This is a genomic window from Arthrobacter sp. NPDC055138 (genome assembly GCF_053607305.1).
Genome location: NZ_JBSGTH010000006.1, coordinates 224,451 through 240,390 on the forward strand (window position 1 = coordinate 224,451; position 15,940 = coordinate 240,390).

Here is a 15,940-nt window from a genome sequence, read left to right on the forward strand (position 1 = left end):
TTCTCCTCACCGTTGACCCCAACCTAGGCGCTGGCGAGGATGGGGACCAGATGCGGCCGGCTACGATCCGATGACAACTGCCGGCAGGGAGGGGTTCGCGGCGCCAAAAGGCCACAGCCGGAGCGTTACGTGGCCCAAGGCAACTGGTTGCCGGTAGGCTCTCGGTGTGACTGAGCAGACATCTGAACTGACCAAGACCCCGGAGCCCGGGCGTATTCCGTCCGCCATCGACGCCGTAGCGGACGCCTACACGGCCGCACTGCTGGAGTTGGATCCATCGTTGGCAACCTCGCTCGGCATCCCCGGGCACGAGACCGAGTATCCCGACTTCTCGCCGGCCGGTGCGGAGGCCTTCGCCGAGGTCACCCGGGAAGCCCTGCGGCGGCTGGAGGATCTGGAACCCACCGACGACGTGGACCGGGTCACACTGGACGCGATGCATGAGCGGCTGGGCCTCGAGCTGGAGATCCACGAGACCGGCTGGGATCTGGCTGACCTGAACAACATCGCTTCGCCACCCCAGGACATCCGCGCCATCTTCGACCTGATGCCCACGAGCACCGTCGAGGACTGGAACAACATTGCCGGCCGGATGGCCAACGTCCCCGACGCAATCGCCGGCTACGTGTCTTCCCTCCGCGAGGCCAAGGACCGCGGGCTGGTCGCTGCCAAGCGGCAGGTGCGCATTGTGATGGAGCAGACCGGGGCGTATGCGGCCGAGGACGGTTTCTTCCGGTCGCTGGCCGGGCAGGCTGCAGCCGAAGAGGGCGAGCTGTCCCAGGACCTGCGGGACAGGCTGGCCGCGGCCGCCGAGGCCGCGGCAACTGCCTACGGCCAGCTTGCCAGTGTGCTGGAAGCCGAGGTGCTGCCGGCCGCACCGGAGAAGGACGCCGTCGGCCGCGAACGCTACGCGCTGATGTCGCGCCGGTTCCTGGGTTCCGCGGTGGATCTGGAAGCCACCTATGCCTGGGGTGTCGCGGAGCTGGAGAGGATCATCGCCGAGCAGGAAGCCGTCGCCGAGCAGATCCGCCCCGGTGCCAGCATCGAAGAAGCGATGGCACTGCTGGATGCTGACCCGGAGCGGCAACTGCACGGCACCGATGAACTGCAGGCGTGGATGCAGGACCTGTCCGACAAGGCCGTGGACGAGCTGTCCGGGCACTTCGACATCTACGAGCCGATGCGCCGGCTGGAGTGCATGATCGCCCCGACCCACGAAGGCGGCATCTACTACACCGGCCCCAGCGACGACTTCGCCCGGCCCGGCCGCATGTGGTGGTCCGTGCCGGAAGGCGAGGAGAGCTTCACCACCTGGAAAGAAACCACCACGGTCTACCATGAGGGCGTTCCGGGCCACCACCTCCAGATTGCGACGGCGACCTACCGCCGCGAGCTGTTGAACAACTGGCGGCGGAACATCTGCTGGGTCTCGGGCCACGGCGAAGGCTGGGCCCTGTACGCCGAACGCCTCATGGACGAGCTGGGCTACTTGGCCGACCCGGGCGACCGGATGGGCATGCTCGATGCGCAGCGGATGCGGGCGGCCCGCGTGGTGTTCGACATCGGAGTCCACCTGGAGCTGGAAGTCCCGGAACGCTGGGGATCAGGAACCTGGACTCCAGAGAAGGGCTACGAGTTCCTGCGCCGCAACATTGCGATCAGCAAGGGCCAGTTGGACTTTGAGTTCACCCGCTACCTTGGCTGGCCGGGCCAAGCGCCGTCCTACAAGCTGGGCCAGAAGCTCTGGGAGGAAATCCGCGACGAGCGGCGGCGCCGTGAGGGCGCCGCGTTCGACATCAAGGCTTTCCACAGCCAGGCGCTGAACATCGGCTCCGTCGGGCTGGACACCCTGCGGCGCGCGCTGCTGGGCGAGGATCCGGTTCCGGCCGCCTGATTCGCCCCAGCCGGGCAGACCCGGACAAACAGGAGGGCCGATGCATCCCCCAACGGTGCACCGGCCCTTACCTGTGCCGGGTCCCTTCCGCCCCGGGTGGGCGTACTCTCCGGCGGGAGAAAGCTCCCGCCAGAAATCGTACGGTCAGGCAACCGGTCCTGCGGCCAACCGCGGCGGTTCTTTACGCTCAGGTCACGGGGCGGAAACATGCTAAGCAAGGTTGGCTTTCCCGGCAGCAGATAGGCTTGGTCGGGTGACCGACCTTCGCCTGATCCTCGCCTCCGCATCCCCCGCCCGCACCAAGCTTCTGACCGAGGCAGGGATCACGCACCAGGTCCTGGTCTCGGAGGTGGACGAGGACGCCGTCACGGCCAGCTACGGGGTCACGGACCCGCATGACACCGCGCTGCTGCTGGCCCGGGCCAAGGCCGAAGCGGTGGCCGCCCTTCCTGGGACCGACGGCGCGCTGGTGCTCGGCTGCGACTCGGTGTTCGAACTCGACGGCGAGCCGTACGGCAAGCCCCACGAGCCGGAGATCGCTCGCGAACGCCTGCGCAGAATGAGCGGCCGGCACGGCGTGCTGCACACCGGCCACTGGCTGGTGGACTGCCGAGCCACCGCCTTTGATGCCGAAGACCCTGAAAATGACGACGCCGGATCGGGTGCCACGGTGGGCGCGGTCGCCTCCGCCGCGGTGCATTTCGCCCAGCTCTCCGACGCTGAGATCGACGCCTACGTGGCCACCGGCGAACCCCTGCACGTTGCCGGCTCCTTCACCATCGATTCGCTGGGCGGGGCCTTCATCGAGCGGGTCGACGGCGACCCGCATGCCGTCGTCGGGCTGTCCGTCTCCACCCTGCGCCGGCTGCTGGCCAACGCCAACGTGCAGATCACCGACCTCTGGAATTGATCCACCCGGTGGTTTTGTAGGACTCCTACAAAGAACAGGCCGCGCACACGCACAAACGGCATTATTCATGAGCGATTCCCGCAAAAGCAGGCTAGGCTCCTCAAGGATAGAAGGAGCTTTGAATGACCCAGCGCATCACCAAGGTACTGATCGCCAACCGTGGTGAAATTGCCGTCCGCATAGTCCGCGCCGCACGCGACGAAGGCATTGCCTCGGTCGCTGTCTACGCCGACCCGGACCGGGATGCCCTGCATGTCCGGCTGGCGGACGAAGCCTTCGCACTCGGCGGGGACACCGCCGCCGAATCCTATCTGGTGATGGACAAGCTCCTGCAGGTGGCCCAGGCCGCCGGCGCGGACGCGGTCCACCCCGGCTACGGCTTCCTGTCGGAGAACGCCGAGTTCGCGCAGCGGGTCCTCGACGCCGGCCTGACTTGGATCGGCCCCTCCCCCGACGCCATCTCCCAGCTGGGCGACAAAGTCCAAGCACGGCACATCGCCGAACGGGTCGGCGCTCCCCTAGTACCAGGCACGCCCGATCCGGTGTCTAGCGTTCAGGAAGTGCTCGACTTCGCCGATACGCATGGCCTGCCGCTGGCCATCAAGGCCGCTTACGGCGGCGGCGGCCGGGGCATCAAGGTGGTCCGGGACCGCCAGGCCATCGCCGAATCATACGAATCGGCGGTCCGCGAAGCCACCGCGGCGTTTGGCCGCGGCGAATGCTTCGTGGAACGCTTCCTGGACGCTCCGCGCCACGTGGAAACCCAGTGTCTGGCCGATGCGCACGGCAACGTGGTGGTGGTGTCCACCCGCGACTGCTCGCTGCAGCGGCGCAACCAGAAACTCGTGGAAGAAGCCCCTGCGCCCTTCCTGTCCCCTGAGCAAAACGAACGACTCTACGCTGCGTCCAAGGCGATCTTGCGCGAAGCCAAGTACCAAGGCGCGGGCACGTGTGAATTCCTGGTCGGCCAGGACGGCACCATCTCCTTCCTGGAGGTCAACACCCGGCTGCAGGTTGAGCACCCGGTCTCGGAGGAAGTCACCGGCATAGACCTGGTCCGCGAACAGTTCCGACTGGCCCGCGGCGAAGAGCTTGGCTACGACGACCCCGAAGTGCGCGGCCACTCGTTCGAATTCCGCATCAACGGCGAGGACGCCGGCCGCAACTTCATGCCAGCCCCGGGCGTGGTGGAGACGCTGCGCCTTCCCACGGGCCCCGGCGTCCGGGTGGACTCAGGCATTGAAGCAGGCGAAGTTGTCGGCGGTAACTTTGACTCCATGCTGGCCAAGCTGGTCATCACCGGAAGCACGCGCGCCCAGGCACTGGAGCGGGCCCGGCGGGCGCTGGACGAGATGGAAATCGGCGGCATGCCTACCGTGCTGCCGTTCCACCGTGCCGTGGTGGCTGACCCGGCGTTTGCCCCAGAGGACGGGGCGTTCAGCATTCACACCCGCTGGATCGAAACCGAGTTCCAGAATGACATTCCCGCTTTCCAGTCCGCTCCGGCCGCCGCGGCCGACGAGGACGGTGAGCGCCAGCGCGTGACCGTGGAGGTCGGCGGCAAGCGGCTGGAAGTGGTGCTGCCGGCGGGCCTCGGCTCGGGCACAGGGTCGGCCGCCAAGTCCAACGGCAAGCCTAAGCGCGCCCGCGGCCGTTCCGGCGCGGCCGCCGGCGCCGCGGCAAGCGGTGACGGTTTGGCGTCGCCCATGCAAGGCACGATTGTGAAAGTTGCCGTAGCCGAGGGCGACACGGTCGCTGAAGGCGATCTCGTCGTCGTGCTCGAGGCAATGAAGATGGAACAGCCGCTCACGGCCCACAAGGCAGGGACGATCTCGGGGCTGTCCGCCAAGCCTGGAGACACTGTTTCCGCCGGTGCGGTGCTGGCCACCATCGCTGACTAGAGGCGCTTTTTGCCCGGCCTGACTGTACCAGCCGTTGTAGTTCTGTCACGTTTTAGTGCCTAGTGGGCGCGGGAACTTATAAGCAGGCTGTCTATGCTGTACCGTGATGTTTACCAAGGAGCAGAACCCGGCCTGGCCGGGAAAAATGAAGTATCACCTACGTAAAGGAGATGCACATCATGGGTTTTCTAGCATTCCTCTTGCTTGGATTGATTGCCGGCGCCATCGCCAAGCTGATCCTTCCCGGACGGCAGGGAGGCGGCTGGATTGCCACCCTGATTCTGGGCGTCATCGGCGCTCTTCTGGGCGGATGGATCGGCGGTATGGTCGCGAGTGTCGATATGAATGAATTCTTCAGCCTCGCATCGTGGATCTGGGCCATCATTGGATCCCTGGTCGTGCTGGTGATCTGGGGCTTCATCACGAACAGGAGGAGCAGCACCGTCTGATTCTGGCCGCTTGATCTGCTCCTTCAGCGGCATCTGGCCCGCCGTCCCCCACGGGGCGGCGGGCCTTTGCACGTGCAGGTTTTCCCAAGGGTAACCATGACAACCTCTACACCAGTGGCCCGCCGGCCCAAGAACGATTCCGGCGGAAACGGCCATAGCCTTGCGGATCCGGCGCCCAAGAGCCGGACCATTCAGGGGCCGACGCCCAAGAGCCGACCCCCCTGGGAGGGGGCCCTAGAGGATGTCATCATCCGCTACGCAAGGAGGGCCCGCGGCAATCAGCCGCGGGCCCTCCCGTGTGTCCAGCGAACCAGTCAGCTGGACTGGTTCTCGTAGTCCATGTCCTTGGTCTCCTTGCTCAGGAGCAGGGCGATCAGGGTGAGCACTGCGGCTGCACTGAGATACAGGCCCACCAGGAAGGTACTCCCGTCCGCGGCCTGCCACAGCGCCACGGCAATGAACGGAGCCACTGAAGCGCCGAGGATCGAAGAGAAGTTGTAGGCCACGGCGGAGCCGGTATAGCGCACGTTGGTGGGGAACAGCTCCGGCAGGATCGCTCCCATCGGCCCGAAGGTCAGGCCCATCAGGGTGAACCCGATGATCAGGTGTGCCATGGTGCCGGCGAAGCCGCCGCCGAACAGGGGCACCCAGAGGAAGCCGAAGGCCACAATGCCCAGCGTTACCCAGATCAGGGTCTTCCTCCGGCCGTACTTTTCGGCGAGCGGCCCAGCCACCAGCGTGAAGATTCCGAAGAACACCACGCCGATGATCAGCATCAGCAGGAAGTCATTGCGGGCATAGCCCAGACCGGCGGCAAACGTGTCCGGGTCGAACGGCTTTCCGGCCGCCTCTGCCTTGGCGGTGGCGTCCTCGACGTTGGTTGCTGCAGTGCCGTAGGAGAGCGTGAAGGTGGTCATCAGGTAGAACAGCACGTACGTAGCCAGCATGATGAACGTGCCCAGGATCAGCTGGCGCCAGCTGGACTTGAAGACCCGGCCCAGCGGCAGCTTGGTCACCTCACCCTTATCCACGACCTTCTGGAAGGCCGGGGTCTCCACCAGCTTCAGGCGGACCCACAGGCCGATGATCACCATCACGGCGCTGGCCAGGAAGGGAATGCGCCAACCCCAGTCCATGAACTGGTCGTTGGTCAGGTTGATGCTCAGTAACAGGAACAGCGAGTTGGCGATGATGAAGCCGATCGGCGCACCCAACTGCGGGAACGTGCCATAGATGGCCCGCTTGTTGGCCGGCGCATTCTCGGTGGCCAGCAGCGCTGCGCCGCTCCATTCGCCGCCGAGGGCCAGGCCCTGGGCGAAGCGCATGACCACCAGCAGGGCCGGGGCCCAGAAGGACCAGCCGTCCACTTGGGCGGTGGGCAGGCAGCCAATCAGGAAGGTGGCGATGCCCATGGTGAGCAGCGAGGCCACCAAGGTGCCCTTGCGGCCGTACTTGTCGCCGAAGTGTCCGAAAACAATCGATCCGAGCGGGCGGGCAATGAAAGCCACGCCGAAGACCGCAAACGAGCTCAACAGTGCGACGGCGCCGCTGGCATTCGGGAAGAACAGCGCGGGAAAGACGAGCACGGCTGCGGTTGCATAGACGTAGAAGTCGTAGAACTCGATGGACGTGCCGATGAGGCTGGCGACGATCACGCGGCCGCGGGAGTTCACCGGCGCGGCCGGCGCCCCCTTGGTGACTGGTGCTGGTGTGGACATTGAAATGACGGCTTTCGCTCGGGTGAATATCGGATAGATTCTAAGCCACCGTGTCCGAACTCCGGACATTCATTTCATTATGTGGACACCTGTGATAGAGAGACGCAGCTCATACTTCGCGCGCAGTTGGGGAGGTCACCGGTAGCCGCGACACGGCGAACGTGGCATGCTGTTGCGCACGTCACCGGCCTAGGGATCGCGGACCGGGTCCTTGTCAGTACCGGCTGGCATCCTTCGGACGTGACTAAAGTGGATGTTGTGACTGCCAGCAGTTACGCGAAGAACCGCGGCGAGCCGCGCATGACCGCCCGGGCACGCCATACACGCACCGCTCGCGAGGCCTACTGCCGCGAGCCCTATGTTCGGGTGCAGCTGGACGGCGGCACCCTCGATGCCAAGGCGATTTCCTGGGACCAAACCAGCGTGCAGGTGAAGTGGATCGATACACGGGGTTCTTCACGGACCGCGTGGGTCCCCGCCGGAAAGGTACGGCGCATCCACCGCGACGAATCCAGTTGGCGCGATCCCTACGATGACTACGCCTTCTACTATCCCGACAGGTAAGGGAGGCTGCCCATACGGCACAATGGATCGGTGACCGAAACATCCGCGCTTGAACAGCCCGCCCTCCTCACGACCCTGCCTCCTCAAGATCCGGCCGCCCTCAGCGCGCGGATCTATGCCCAGCTCACCCAAGAGTTGGGAGTCAATACGTGGCAGGTCAAGGCAGCGGTGGAGATGCTCGACGGCGGTGCCACCGTCCCGTTCATCGCCCGCTACCGCAAAGAAGCCACCGGGACGTTGGATGACGCGCAGTTGCGTGATCTCGAAGAGCGGCTGCGCTACCTGCGGGAGTTGGAAGACCGCCGTCGCGCTGTGCTGGAGGCCATCGCCGGCCAAGGCAAACTCACCCCTGAACTGGAGGCCGCCGTCAACGAGGCGGACACCAAAGCCCGGCTCGAGGATATCTACCTCCCCTACAAGTCCAAGCGGCGGACGAAGGCCCAGATCGCCCGCGAGGCCGGGCTGGAACCGCTTGCCGTCGGCCTGCTGGCGGATCCGTCGCAGGATCCGCTGGCAGCCGCGGCACCATTCCTTAATCCCGAACACGCCATCAACGAGCCGGCAGACGCCCTGGCCGGCGCCCGCGCCATTTTGGTGGAGCAGGTCAGCCAAGACGCCGATCTGGTATCTGAACTGCGGGAACGGCTGTGGAAGCAAGGCCTGGTGCGGGCCGAGGTCCGCGAGGGCCAAATGGAAGCCGGCCAAAAGTTCGCCGACTATTTCGACTTCGCCCAGGACCCCGCCGGCCTTCCTTCGCACCGTGTGCTGGCCCTGCTTCGCGGTGAGAAGGAAGGCGTGCTGAACCTGGACATCAGCGAGGGCAACCCCGCTGATGCCGAGGACTACGCACAGGCGCGCGGCCGGTTTGAGAACGCGGTGGCATCGCGCATGGGCGTGGCCGATCGCGGCCGGCCGGCGGACCGCTGGCTGATGCAGACCGCCCAGCTGGGGTGGCGCCGGATCCTGGTCAAGCTGGCCATTGACCTTCGCGTGCGGCTGTTTACCGCGGCCGAGGACGAGGCTGTCCGGGTCTTCGCTGCCAACCTCCGGGACGTGCTGCTGGCGGCGCCGGCCGGAAACCGGTCCACCTTGGGGTTGGATCCCGGGCTGCGCACCGGCGTGAAGGTCGCCGTCGTCGACGGGACCGGCAAAGTGGTGGCCACCGATACCATCTACCCGCATGCTCCGGCCAAGAAATGGGATGAATCTTTGGCCTCGCTGGCACGGCTGGCGGACAAGCATGCCGTCGAGCTCGTCGCCATTGGCAATGGCACCGCCTCACGGGAGACGGACAAGCTGGCCACCGAACTGATCAAGCTGATGAGGTCCACCCGCAAGCTGCAGAAGCTAGTGGTTTCGGAGGCGGGTGCATCCGTGTACTCCGCCTCGGCTTTGGCCTCGGCGGAACTGCCGGAACTGGATGTGTCCTTGCGCGGTGCCGTCTCGATCGCCCGTCGCCTGCAGGACCCGCTGGCCGAGCTGGTCAAGATTGACCCCAAGTCCATCGGCGTCGGGCAATATCAGCATGATGTCACCGCCACCAAGCTGGAGCGGTCGCTGAGTGCAGTGGTCGAAGACTGTGTTAATGCGGTCGGCGTGGACCTGAACACCGCGTCGCCGTCCCTGCTGTCCCGTGTGGCGGGTCTCGGTTCGCAGTTGAGCGAAAACATCGTCGCCTACCGCAACGCCAATGGACCGTTTGCCAAACGCGCCGATCTCAAAAAGGTCCCGCGGCTGGGCGAGAAGGCTTTCGAGCAGTGCGCCGGCTTCCTTCGCATCACCGGCGGGAACGAGCCTTTGGACGCTTCCAGCGTGCACCCGGAAGCATACGGCATCGCCCGGAAGATCCTCGCCGCGGCCAGCACCACCGCCACGGGGGCGGCACGAGGCGGCCAGTCGCTGGCTGTGCTGGATCCCCAACAGTTCGTCGACGACAGCTTCGGCCTTCCGACGGTGGTGGACATCATCTCCGAGTTGGAAAAGCCAGGACGCGATCCACGCCCGCATTTCACCACCGCGACCTTCACCGATGGCGTGGAGAAGATTTCCGACCTGACGCCGGGCATGGTGCTGGAAGGCTCCGTGACCAACGTGGCCGCCTTCGGCGCCTTTGTGGATGTAGGCGTCCATCAGGACGGGCTGGTCCATATTTCCGCGATGTCGGACAAGTTCGTCTCGAATCCCCACGACGTGGTTAAGTCCGGGCAAGTGGTGAAGGTCAAGGTCTTGGAGGCCGACCCGGAGCGCAAGCGCATCTCGCTGACCCTCCGGCTTGACGACGAAGTTCCCACCGGGGAGCCGCGCCGGCAGGGTTCCGGCCAGGCGGGCCGCCCCGGAGATGCCCGCAGGGAAGGCCCACGTCCAGGCTCAGGTGCAGGCAGGTCCGGCCGCCGCGACGGCAAGAAGCCCGGCAGAAATGACGACCGGCAGCCCGGCAACGGAGCTTCCGCGAACACGGCAATGGCCGAGGCCCTGCGGCGGGCAGGCCTCGGAAAATAGAGAACGGCAGCGCAGCACCTCCCGCCGCCGGAGCACTCCCTCCGGGTGATGCACAAGGTGCCGGGCTGCCGTTCCCAGCGGATGGTGGACTTGCGGAGACTGGGTCCAGGCTTGGCTCACCTGTGACCTCTGACAAAGACTCTGGCCGACGTCGCTTAAGGTCCGCCTGAGGTTTCCGAAAGACTCGCTCAGTTTTCGAAAACCCACGGCAGCCACAATTGGTGCTCAAGAGTTACCAAGGTTGGGCGCGCTCGCGCAGGCTGGACGTGACTGTCGCTTACGATAAGAGATAGTTCGACATCGCAACCAACTCGAAAGGAGTGCCGCCCCATGCTCGCTTCTGGGCGCGCCTCCGCTTCCGGCTCCGAGGTGACGGCATGACCGCCGTTGCAGCCGAGGTTCCGCTGGTGCTGGACTCCGTGCTGGAGAAACTAGCGACGGATCTCGGCGACCACGACGGCAGCATGCGCCGACGCTTCATCACCAATTATGTGGAGCTGTGGGATCACCGTTACGGCAGGGTGTCCGGTGCGGTGTTGGCGCGGGATGCCGAAGACGCCATGGATGCCATCCTCAGCTTGAAGATCTCCAGCAGCATGGTGGGGGCAGGACGGCTTGGCCGGATGGCCGAGGATCTCGAAGGGCTGGTCCACGGGCAATTGTTTGATGCTGCTGCCACCCTGCTGGATGAGCTGCGCGCCTGCGGGATGTCGACGACGGCGAAGCTGCGCAGCTACCACCTGGCGTAGGCAGCTGCCACCCGGCCTGGCTGGTTACCGCTTGGGTGCCAGGCTGTAGCCCACACCGCGGACCGTCTTGATCCAGCGCGGGGCCTTGGTGTCGTCGCCCAGCTTGCGGCGAAGATTGGCCATGTGCACTTCAATGGTGCGCTCGTCCGAGTCGGAGATGTAGCCGCCGGTGTTGTACGGCTCGTTGCGCAGGCGGCGCACCAAATCGGCCTTGGTCCGTACCACGCGTCCGCTTTCCATCAGGGCGTACAGCAGGTCGAATTCGCTGCGGGTCAGGTCAAGCTCGCGTCCGGAACGGATGACCGTCCGGGCACGGCTGTCCACCACGATCCCGTTGTGCTCCAGCACGCCGTCAGCGACCGGGACCGGGGCGGCAAGGCTGTGCTCGACGCCGGCCTGGGCGGCCACCGCAAGCGAGGTGCCGCCTCCGGCAGCGGCCGGAACCGGGCCGCCCGACGACGACAGCTGCAGTCCGGCCTGTGCACCGCCGCCCACTCCGGCACCCTGCAGAACGGGCTCCGGCGTCGGAGCAGCGGTGGTTGCGGGCACATCTACCGACGGCGTCGAGCCGCCCCCGGCGGCACCGCCGTCGTTGTCCTTGGTGGCACGCGGGCGCCGCAGCATGGCGGTGATCCGGGCGCGCAGTTCGCGGGGGCGGAACGGCTTGGTCAGGTAGTCATCGGCGCCCGTTTCCAGGCCCAACAAGGTGTCCAGCTCTTCGGCGCGCGCCGTCAACATGATGATGTACGTGTCGCTGAAGCGCCGCACCTGGCGGGCCACCTCGAAGCCGTCGATGTCCGGCAGGCCGAGGTCAAGGGTGACAACGTCCGGGTTGTGGCGCTTGATCGCGGCAACGCCTTCCATGCCGGAGGACGCAGTATGGACCGTGAACCCGGAGCTGGACAGCACCGTCGAGATCAGCTCCCTGATGTCCAGGTCGTCCTCCACAATGACGGCAGTTCGCTGCTCGCTCATTCCTTGTCCCCCAACTGATCTACTCTGGTTCATCGTTTCAATCACTACTAATTGGTGATTGTAGTCGCAAAGTCAGACAATTTGGCGCACTTTATGCCGGAATGACGGCGGAGTCTGCCGCCTAGAGATGAACGTGCAGACGCCGTGCGGCCTCGGAAATCGATCCGGTCAGCGACGGGTACACGGTGAAGGTGTTCGCGACGTCGTCCACGTGCAGCTTCTGCGTGACGGCCAGGGCGATCGGGAAGATCAATTCGGAAGCCCGCGGGGCCACCACCACTCCCCCGATCACGGTGCCGGAACCGCGGCGGGCAATGATCTTGACGAAGCCGTCGGAAACGTTCATCATCTTGGCCCGCGCGTTGGTGTTCAGCGAGAGCTTGATGATGTCGCCTTGGTACCGGCCGGAGGCGACATCCTCCTCAGTGACGCCGACGGTGGCGATTTCCGGACTGGTAAAGATATTGGATGCCACCTGGGTGAGCTTCAGCGGCTTGACGTAGTCGCCCAGCAGGTGAGCCACCGCGATCCGGCCCTGCATGGCGGCCACGGAGGCCAGGGCCAGGACACCGGTGCAGTCGCCGGCCGCGTAGATGTTGGGCGCCGTGGTGCGGGAGACACCGTCCACCTTGATGTGGCCGCTCTCCGCCAAGGCCACGCCGGCCTCTTCCAGCCCGATCCCGGCGGTATTGGGAACACCGCCAACGGCCAGCAGGCAATGCGAGCCCTCGACCACGCGCCCGTCGGCCAGGGTGACCAGCACGCCGTCGTCCGTTCGTTCCACACCGGCGGCGCGGGACTTGGACAGCACCGTCATCCCGCTGCGGGCGAAGACGTCCTCGAGCACCGCGGCGGCGTCCGCATCCTCGCCCGGCAGCACCCGGTCTCGCGAGGAGACCAGGGTGACCCGGGTGCCCAGCATCCGGTAGGCGGAGGCGAACTCCGCGCCGGTCACGCCCGATCCGACCACAATCAGGTGTTCGGGAATCTCGGTCAGGTTGTACACCTGGGCCCAGTTGAAGATCCGTTCGCCGTCGGGCTTGGCAGTGGGAAGTTCCCGCGGCGTTGCACCGGTGGCCAGCAGGATGGCATCCGCTTCCACGGTCTGGGTCCCGGCGTCGGTGGTGACAACAATCGCGTTCGGACCGGACAGCTTGCCCTCGCCCAGGATGACCCGCACACCGGCACGCTCCAAGCCGTGGTGGATGTCCGCCGACTGGCTCTCCGCCAGCTTGAGCAGCCGGTCGTTCACCGTCCGCAGGTCGGCGTAGGCAGCCTTCGAGTGCTCATCAAAACGGACACCCAGATCGTGGGCGCTGGCCACCCGCCGCATGGCATCCGCCGTGGCGATCAGGGTCTTGGACGGCACCACGTCGGTCAAGACCGCCGAGCCGCCAAGTCCTTGCCGCTCGATGATGGTCACCTTGGCGCCGAGTGAATTGGCCACCATGGCCGCCTCATACCCGCCGGGGCCCCCGCCCAGGATCACCAGACGCGGGGCACTGAAATCTATTTGGCTAGTCACGGACTTCATTGTGTCTCATGCCCACCACGGCCTCAACCTGCGCCGCGGTCGGAAGCAGCGCGGCGGCCGCATCGGCGCCGGCAGCGGACTTCCAGAATGATCAAGCCGACGAAGGCGGTGCCGCCCCTTCTGCTTTCAGCAGCAGTTGGGCAGCGGGTAGGTTAGGTGCTGTGACTACAGATCCCTTTGAACTGGCCGCCGAGGCAGCCGCTTTCCTCGCCCAGCAGACCGGTGTTCCCGCACATGATGTGGCCTTGGTGCTCGGCTCCGGCTGGGGCGAAGCCGCCGACCTCATCGGTGACACCACGCACACGATTCCGGCCACGGACATTCCCGGGTTCTCCGCCCCCGCCGTGGAGGGCCATGTGGGCACCATCCAGTCCGTCCTGACCCCGGACGGCAAACGTGTTCTGGTGCTCGGGGCCCGCACCCACTACTACGAAGGCAAGGGCGTGCGCGCAGTGGTCCACGGCGTGCGCACCGCCGCGGCCGCCGGCTGCAAGACCCTGGTCGTGACGAACGGCTGCGGCGGTCTCAACCCGGCCTGGGCGCCGGGTACGCCGGTGCTGATCAGCGATCACATCAATCTCACCGCCGCATCTCCGCTGGAAGGGGCTACCTTCGTTGACCTGACAGACCTCTACTCCCAGCGGCTCCGCACTGTGGCCCGGGAGGTCGACCCCAGTCTGGACGAAGGTGTGTACGCACAGTTCACCGGGCCCCACTATGAGACGCCGGCGGAGGTGCAGTACGCCAAGCGGATCGGTGCCGATCTGGTCGGTATGTCCACGGCACTGGAGTCCATCGCCGCCCGCCACGCGGGCATGGAAGTATTCGGTATTTCACTGGTGACCAACCTGGCCGCCGGTATCAGCGACACCCCGCTCAGCCACGCCGAGGTCATCGAGGCGGGACACGCCGCGGGACCGCGGATCTCCCGGCTGCTGGCCGGCATCGTCGCCAAGCTGTGAACGGGAGCGAGATGACCGCAACAACCGACGAGCTCATGGCCGCGGCCGCCGCCTGGCTGGGCACTGACCCGGACCCGCAGACCCGCCGGGAATTGCAGGATCTGGTAGCGGCTGCGGACGGCGACGGCCCGGAGGCCACAGCAGCCCGGGCCGAACTGGCTGACAGGTTTTCCGGCACGCTCGCCTTCGGCACGGCCGGGCTGCGGGCCGCCTTGGGCGCCGGTCCGTTCCGGATGAACCGGGTGGTGGTGCGCCGGACCGCGGCAGGCCTGGCCCGGTTCCTGCTGGACACCGCCGGCGGCGAGTACACCCCGCGCGCCGTGGTCGGCTTCGACGCGCGCCGGAACTCGGATGTTTTTGCCGCCGAATCCGCCGCCATCTTCACGGCCGCCGGCATCGAAACCTTCCTCATGCCGTCGGCCCTGCCCACACCGGTGCTGGCCTACGCGGTCCGGGCACTGGGCTGCGAAGCGGGCGTGATGGTCACCGCCAGCCACAACCCCGCCAATGACAACGGCTACAAGGTCTACCTGGGTGGACGGGCCGTGAACGAAGGCGGCCGCGGCGCCCAGATTGTGGCACCGTACGACGCCGAAATTGCCGCCCGGATCGACTACGGCCCGGCCTTGGAATCGATCCGCCTGGCCGAGGAAGGCTGGACAGTCCTGCCCGACGCGATCGCCGGCGACTACGCAGCGGCCGTGACCGCGCTGGCCGATCCCCGGCTGTTCCCCGAGCGGGAACTGAAAATCGTGCTCACGCCGATGCACGGGGTGGGCGGGGCGACCATGCGGGCCGTCTTTGAGCAGGCTGGATTCACTGACGTCACGGTGGTGGCCGCGCAGGCGGATCCGGATCCCGATTTCCCGACCGTGGCTTTCCCCAATCCCGAAGAAGCCGGAGCCATCGACCTGGCCCTGGAGACCGCGGCGGACGTCGATGCCGATCTGGTCATCGCCAACGATCCCGATGCGGACCGTGCAGCCCTGGCAGCCAAAGATCCGTCGACCGGCGCCTGGCGGATGCTTCGTGGCGACGAGGTCGGTGCCCTGCTCGGCGCACACATCTCCGCTCGTTTGGCCGGCCAGGACCAGTTGGCCCCCGATAACGGCGCGCCCGGCCAAGACCGGGTCTTCGCCAACTCAATCGTCTCCTCCCGGCTGCTGGGCAAGATCGCGGCCGACGCAGGCACCCAGCACGTGGAGACCCTCACCGGCTTCAAGTGGATTTCCCGCGTCCCCGGCCTGGTCTACGGCTATGAAGAGGCCCTGGGCTACTGCGTGGCACCGCATCTGGTCCGCGACAAGGACGGCATGTCCGCGGCCCTGCTGCTCGCGGAACTGGCCGCCGACGTGCAAGCCTCCGGCCGCACCGTCTTCGACATGCTCGACGAACTGGCCCTGCGGTACGGGCTGCACGCCACCGACCAGCTCAGCGTACGGGTGGAGGACCTTGCCCTGATTCCAGCCATGATGGACCGGCTCCGCGAGCAGCCGCCGCCGTCATTGGCCGGGTCACCGGTGACGGCCCGCACGGACTTGTCCCTGGGCAGCGAAGCACTGCCGGCCACCGACGGGATGCTGTTCCTCAGCCAAGACCAGACCCGCGTGATCATCAGGCCCAGCGGTACCGAGCCCAAGCTCAAGTGTTATCTGGAGGTCATCCGGCCGGTCGGATCGGCGGAGCAGCTGCAGTCCGTGCGCGCCGAGGCCGCAGAGGCTCTGCAAGCGATCAAGGTTGATATCCGGGCAGCCCTCGGACTGGCGGAATAGCACCTTTTGCGCT

The 15,940-nt window shown here is 66.2% G+C and carries 12 protein-coding genes; 9 read left to right on the forward strand and 3 right to left on the reverse strand.

Annotated elements, in window-relative coordinates; all coding sequences use genetic code 11:
* Window positions 1-166 precede the first annotated feature (166 nt).
* From ACWF5H_RS15955 to ACWF5H_RS15970, 4 genes are all read left to right on the forward strand, one after another.
* A complete protein-coding gene (locus ACWF5H_RS15955) occupies window positions 167-1,894 on the forward strand; it encodes a DUF885 domain-containing protein (protein ID WP_452038052.1) in 1,728 nt (575 codons plus the stop codon).
* Between the two features lie 253 nt (window positions 1,895-2,147).
* Window positions 2,148-2,804 (forward strand): Maf family protein, encoded by a 657-nt coding sequence (locus ACWF5H_RS15960; RefSeq protein ID WP_452038054.1) that lies wholly within the window; start codon window positions 2,148-2,150, stop codon window positions 2,802-2,804.
* Window positions 2,805-2,926: 122 nt separating this feature from the next.
* A complete protein-coding gene (locus ACWF5H_RS15965; protein WP_452038055.1) occupies window positions 2,927-4,705 on the forward strand; it encodes an acetyl/propionyl/methylcrotonyl-CoA carboxylase subunit alpha in 1,779 nt (592 codons plus the stop codon).
* Window positions 4,706-4,884: 179 nt separating this feature from the next.
* On the forward strand, window positions 4,885-5,154 hold the full coding sequence (locus ACWF5H_RS15970; RefSeq protein ID WP_364651286.1) for a GlsB/YeaQ/YmgE family stress response membrane protein: 270 nt from the start codon (window positions 4,885-4,887) through the stop codon (window positions 5,152-5,154).
* Between the two features lie 314 nt (window positions 5,155-5,468).
* Here ACWF5H_RS15970 and ACWF5H_RS15975 read toward each other — a convergent pair whose 3' ends face one another.
* Entirely contained in the window at window positions 5,469-6,872 is a 1,404-nt protein-coding gene (locus tag ACWF5H_RS15975) for an MFS transporter (protein WP_364651011.1), read from the reverse strand.
* Window positions 6,873-7,130: 258 nt separating this feature from the next.
* Between ACWF5H_RS15975 and ACWF5H_RS15980 the strand changes: the two genes are divergently transcribed.
* The 3 genes from ACWF5H_RS15980 to ACWF5H_RS15990 all read left to right on the forward strand — a co-directional run bounded on the left by ACWF5H_RS15980 (window position 7,131) and on the right by ACWF5H_RS15990 (window position 10,684).
* A complete protein-coding gene (locus ACWF5H_RS15980; protein WP_452038056.1) occupies window positions 7,131-7,436 on the forward strand; it encodes a hypothetical protein in 306 nt (101 codons plus the stop codon).
* A 75-nt stretch (window positions 7,437-7,511) separates the two neighbouring features.
* Window positions 7,512-9,935, forward strand: a complete 2,424-nt coding sequence (locus ACWF5H_RS15985; protein WP_452038135.1) for a Tex family protein — start codon at window positions 7,512-7,514, stop codon at window positions 9,933-9,935.
* A gap of 377 nt (window positions 9,936-10,312) precedes the next feature.
* Window positions 10,313-10,684: an Hpt domain-containing protein gene (locus ACWF5H_RS15990; RefSeq protein WP_364651017.1), complete on the forward strand. Its 372-nt coding sequence runs from the start codon at window positions 10,313-10,315 to the stop codon at window positions 10,682-10,684.
* A 24-nt stretch (window positions 10,685-10,708) separates the two neighbouring features.
* On the opposite strand, the gene ACWF5H_RS15995 is transcribed toward ACWF5H_RS15990, so the two are convergent.
* Window positions 10,709-11,659, reverse strand: a complete 951-nt coding sequence (locus ACWF5H_RS15995) for a response regulator transcription factor (protein WP_452038057.1) — start codon at window positions 11,657-11,659, stop codon at window positions 10,709-10,711.
* Between the two features lie 121 nt (window positions 11,660-11,780).
* On the reverse strand, window positions 11,781-13,184 hold the full coding sequence (locus ACWF5H_RS16000) for an NAD(P)H-quinone dehydrogenase (protein WP_364651023.1): 1,404 nt from the start codon (window positions 13,182-13,184) through the stop codon (window positions 11,781-11,783).
* A gap of 170 nt (window positions 13,185-13,354) precedes the next feature.
* On the opposite strand from ACWF5H_RS16000, the gene ACWF5H_RS16005 reads away from it, so the two are divergent.
* Both ACWF5H_RS16005 and ACWF5H_RS16010 read left to right on the forward strand, forming a co-directional pair.
* Window positions 13,355-14,155, forward strand: a complete 801-nt coding sequence (locus ACWF5H_RS16005; RefSeq protein ID WP_452038058.1) for a purine-nucleoside phosphorylase — start codon at window positions 13,355-13,357, stop codon at window positions 14,153-14,155.
* 11 nt (window positions 14,156-14,166) lie between these two features.
* The gene (locus ACWF5H_RS16010) at window positions 14,167-15,927 is read left to right on the forward strand and encodes a phospho-sugar mutase (RefSeq protein WP_452038059.1); all 1,761 of its coding nucleotides are present in this window, start codon (window positions 14,167-14,169) and stop codon (window positions 15,925-15,927) included.
* Window positions 15,928-15,940: the final 13 nt, after the last annotated feature.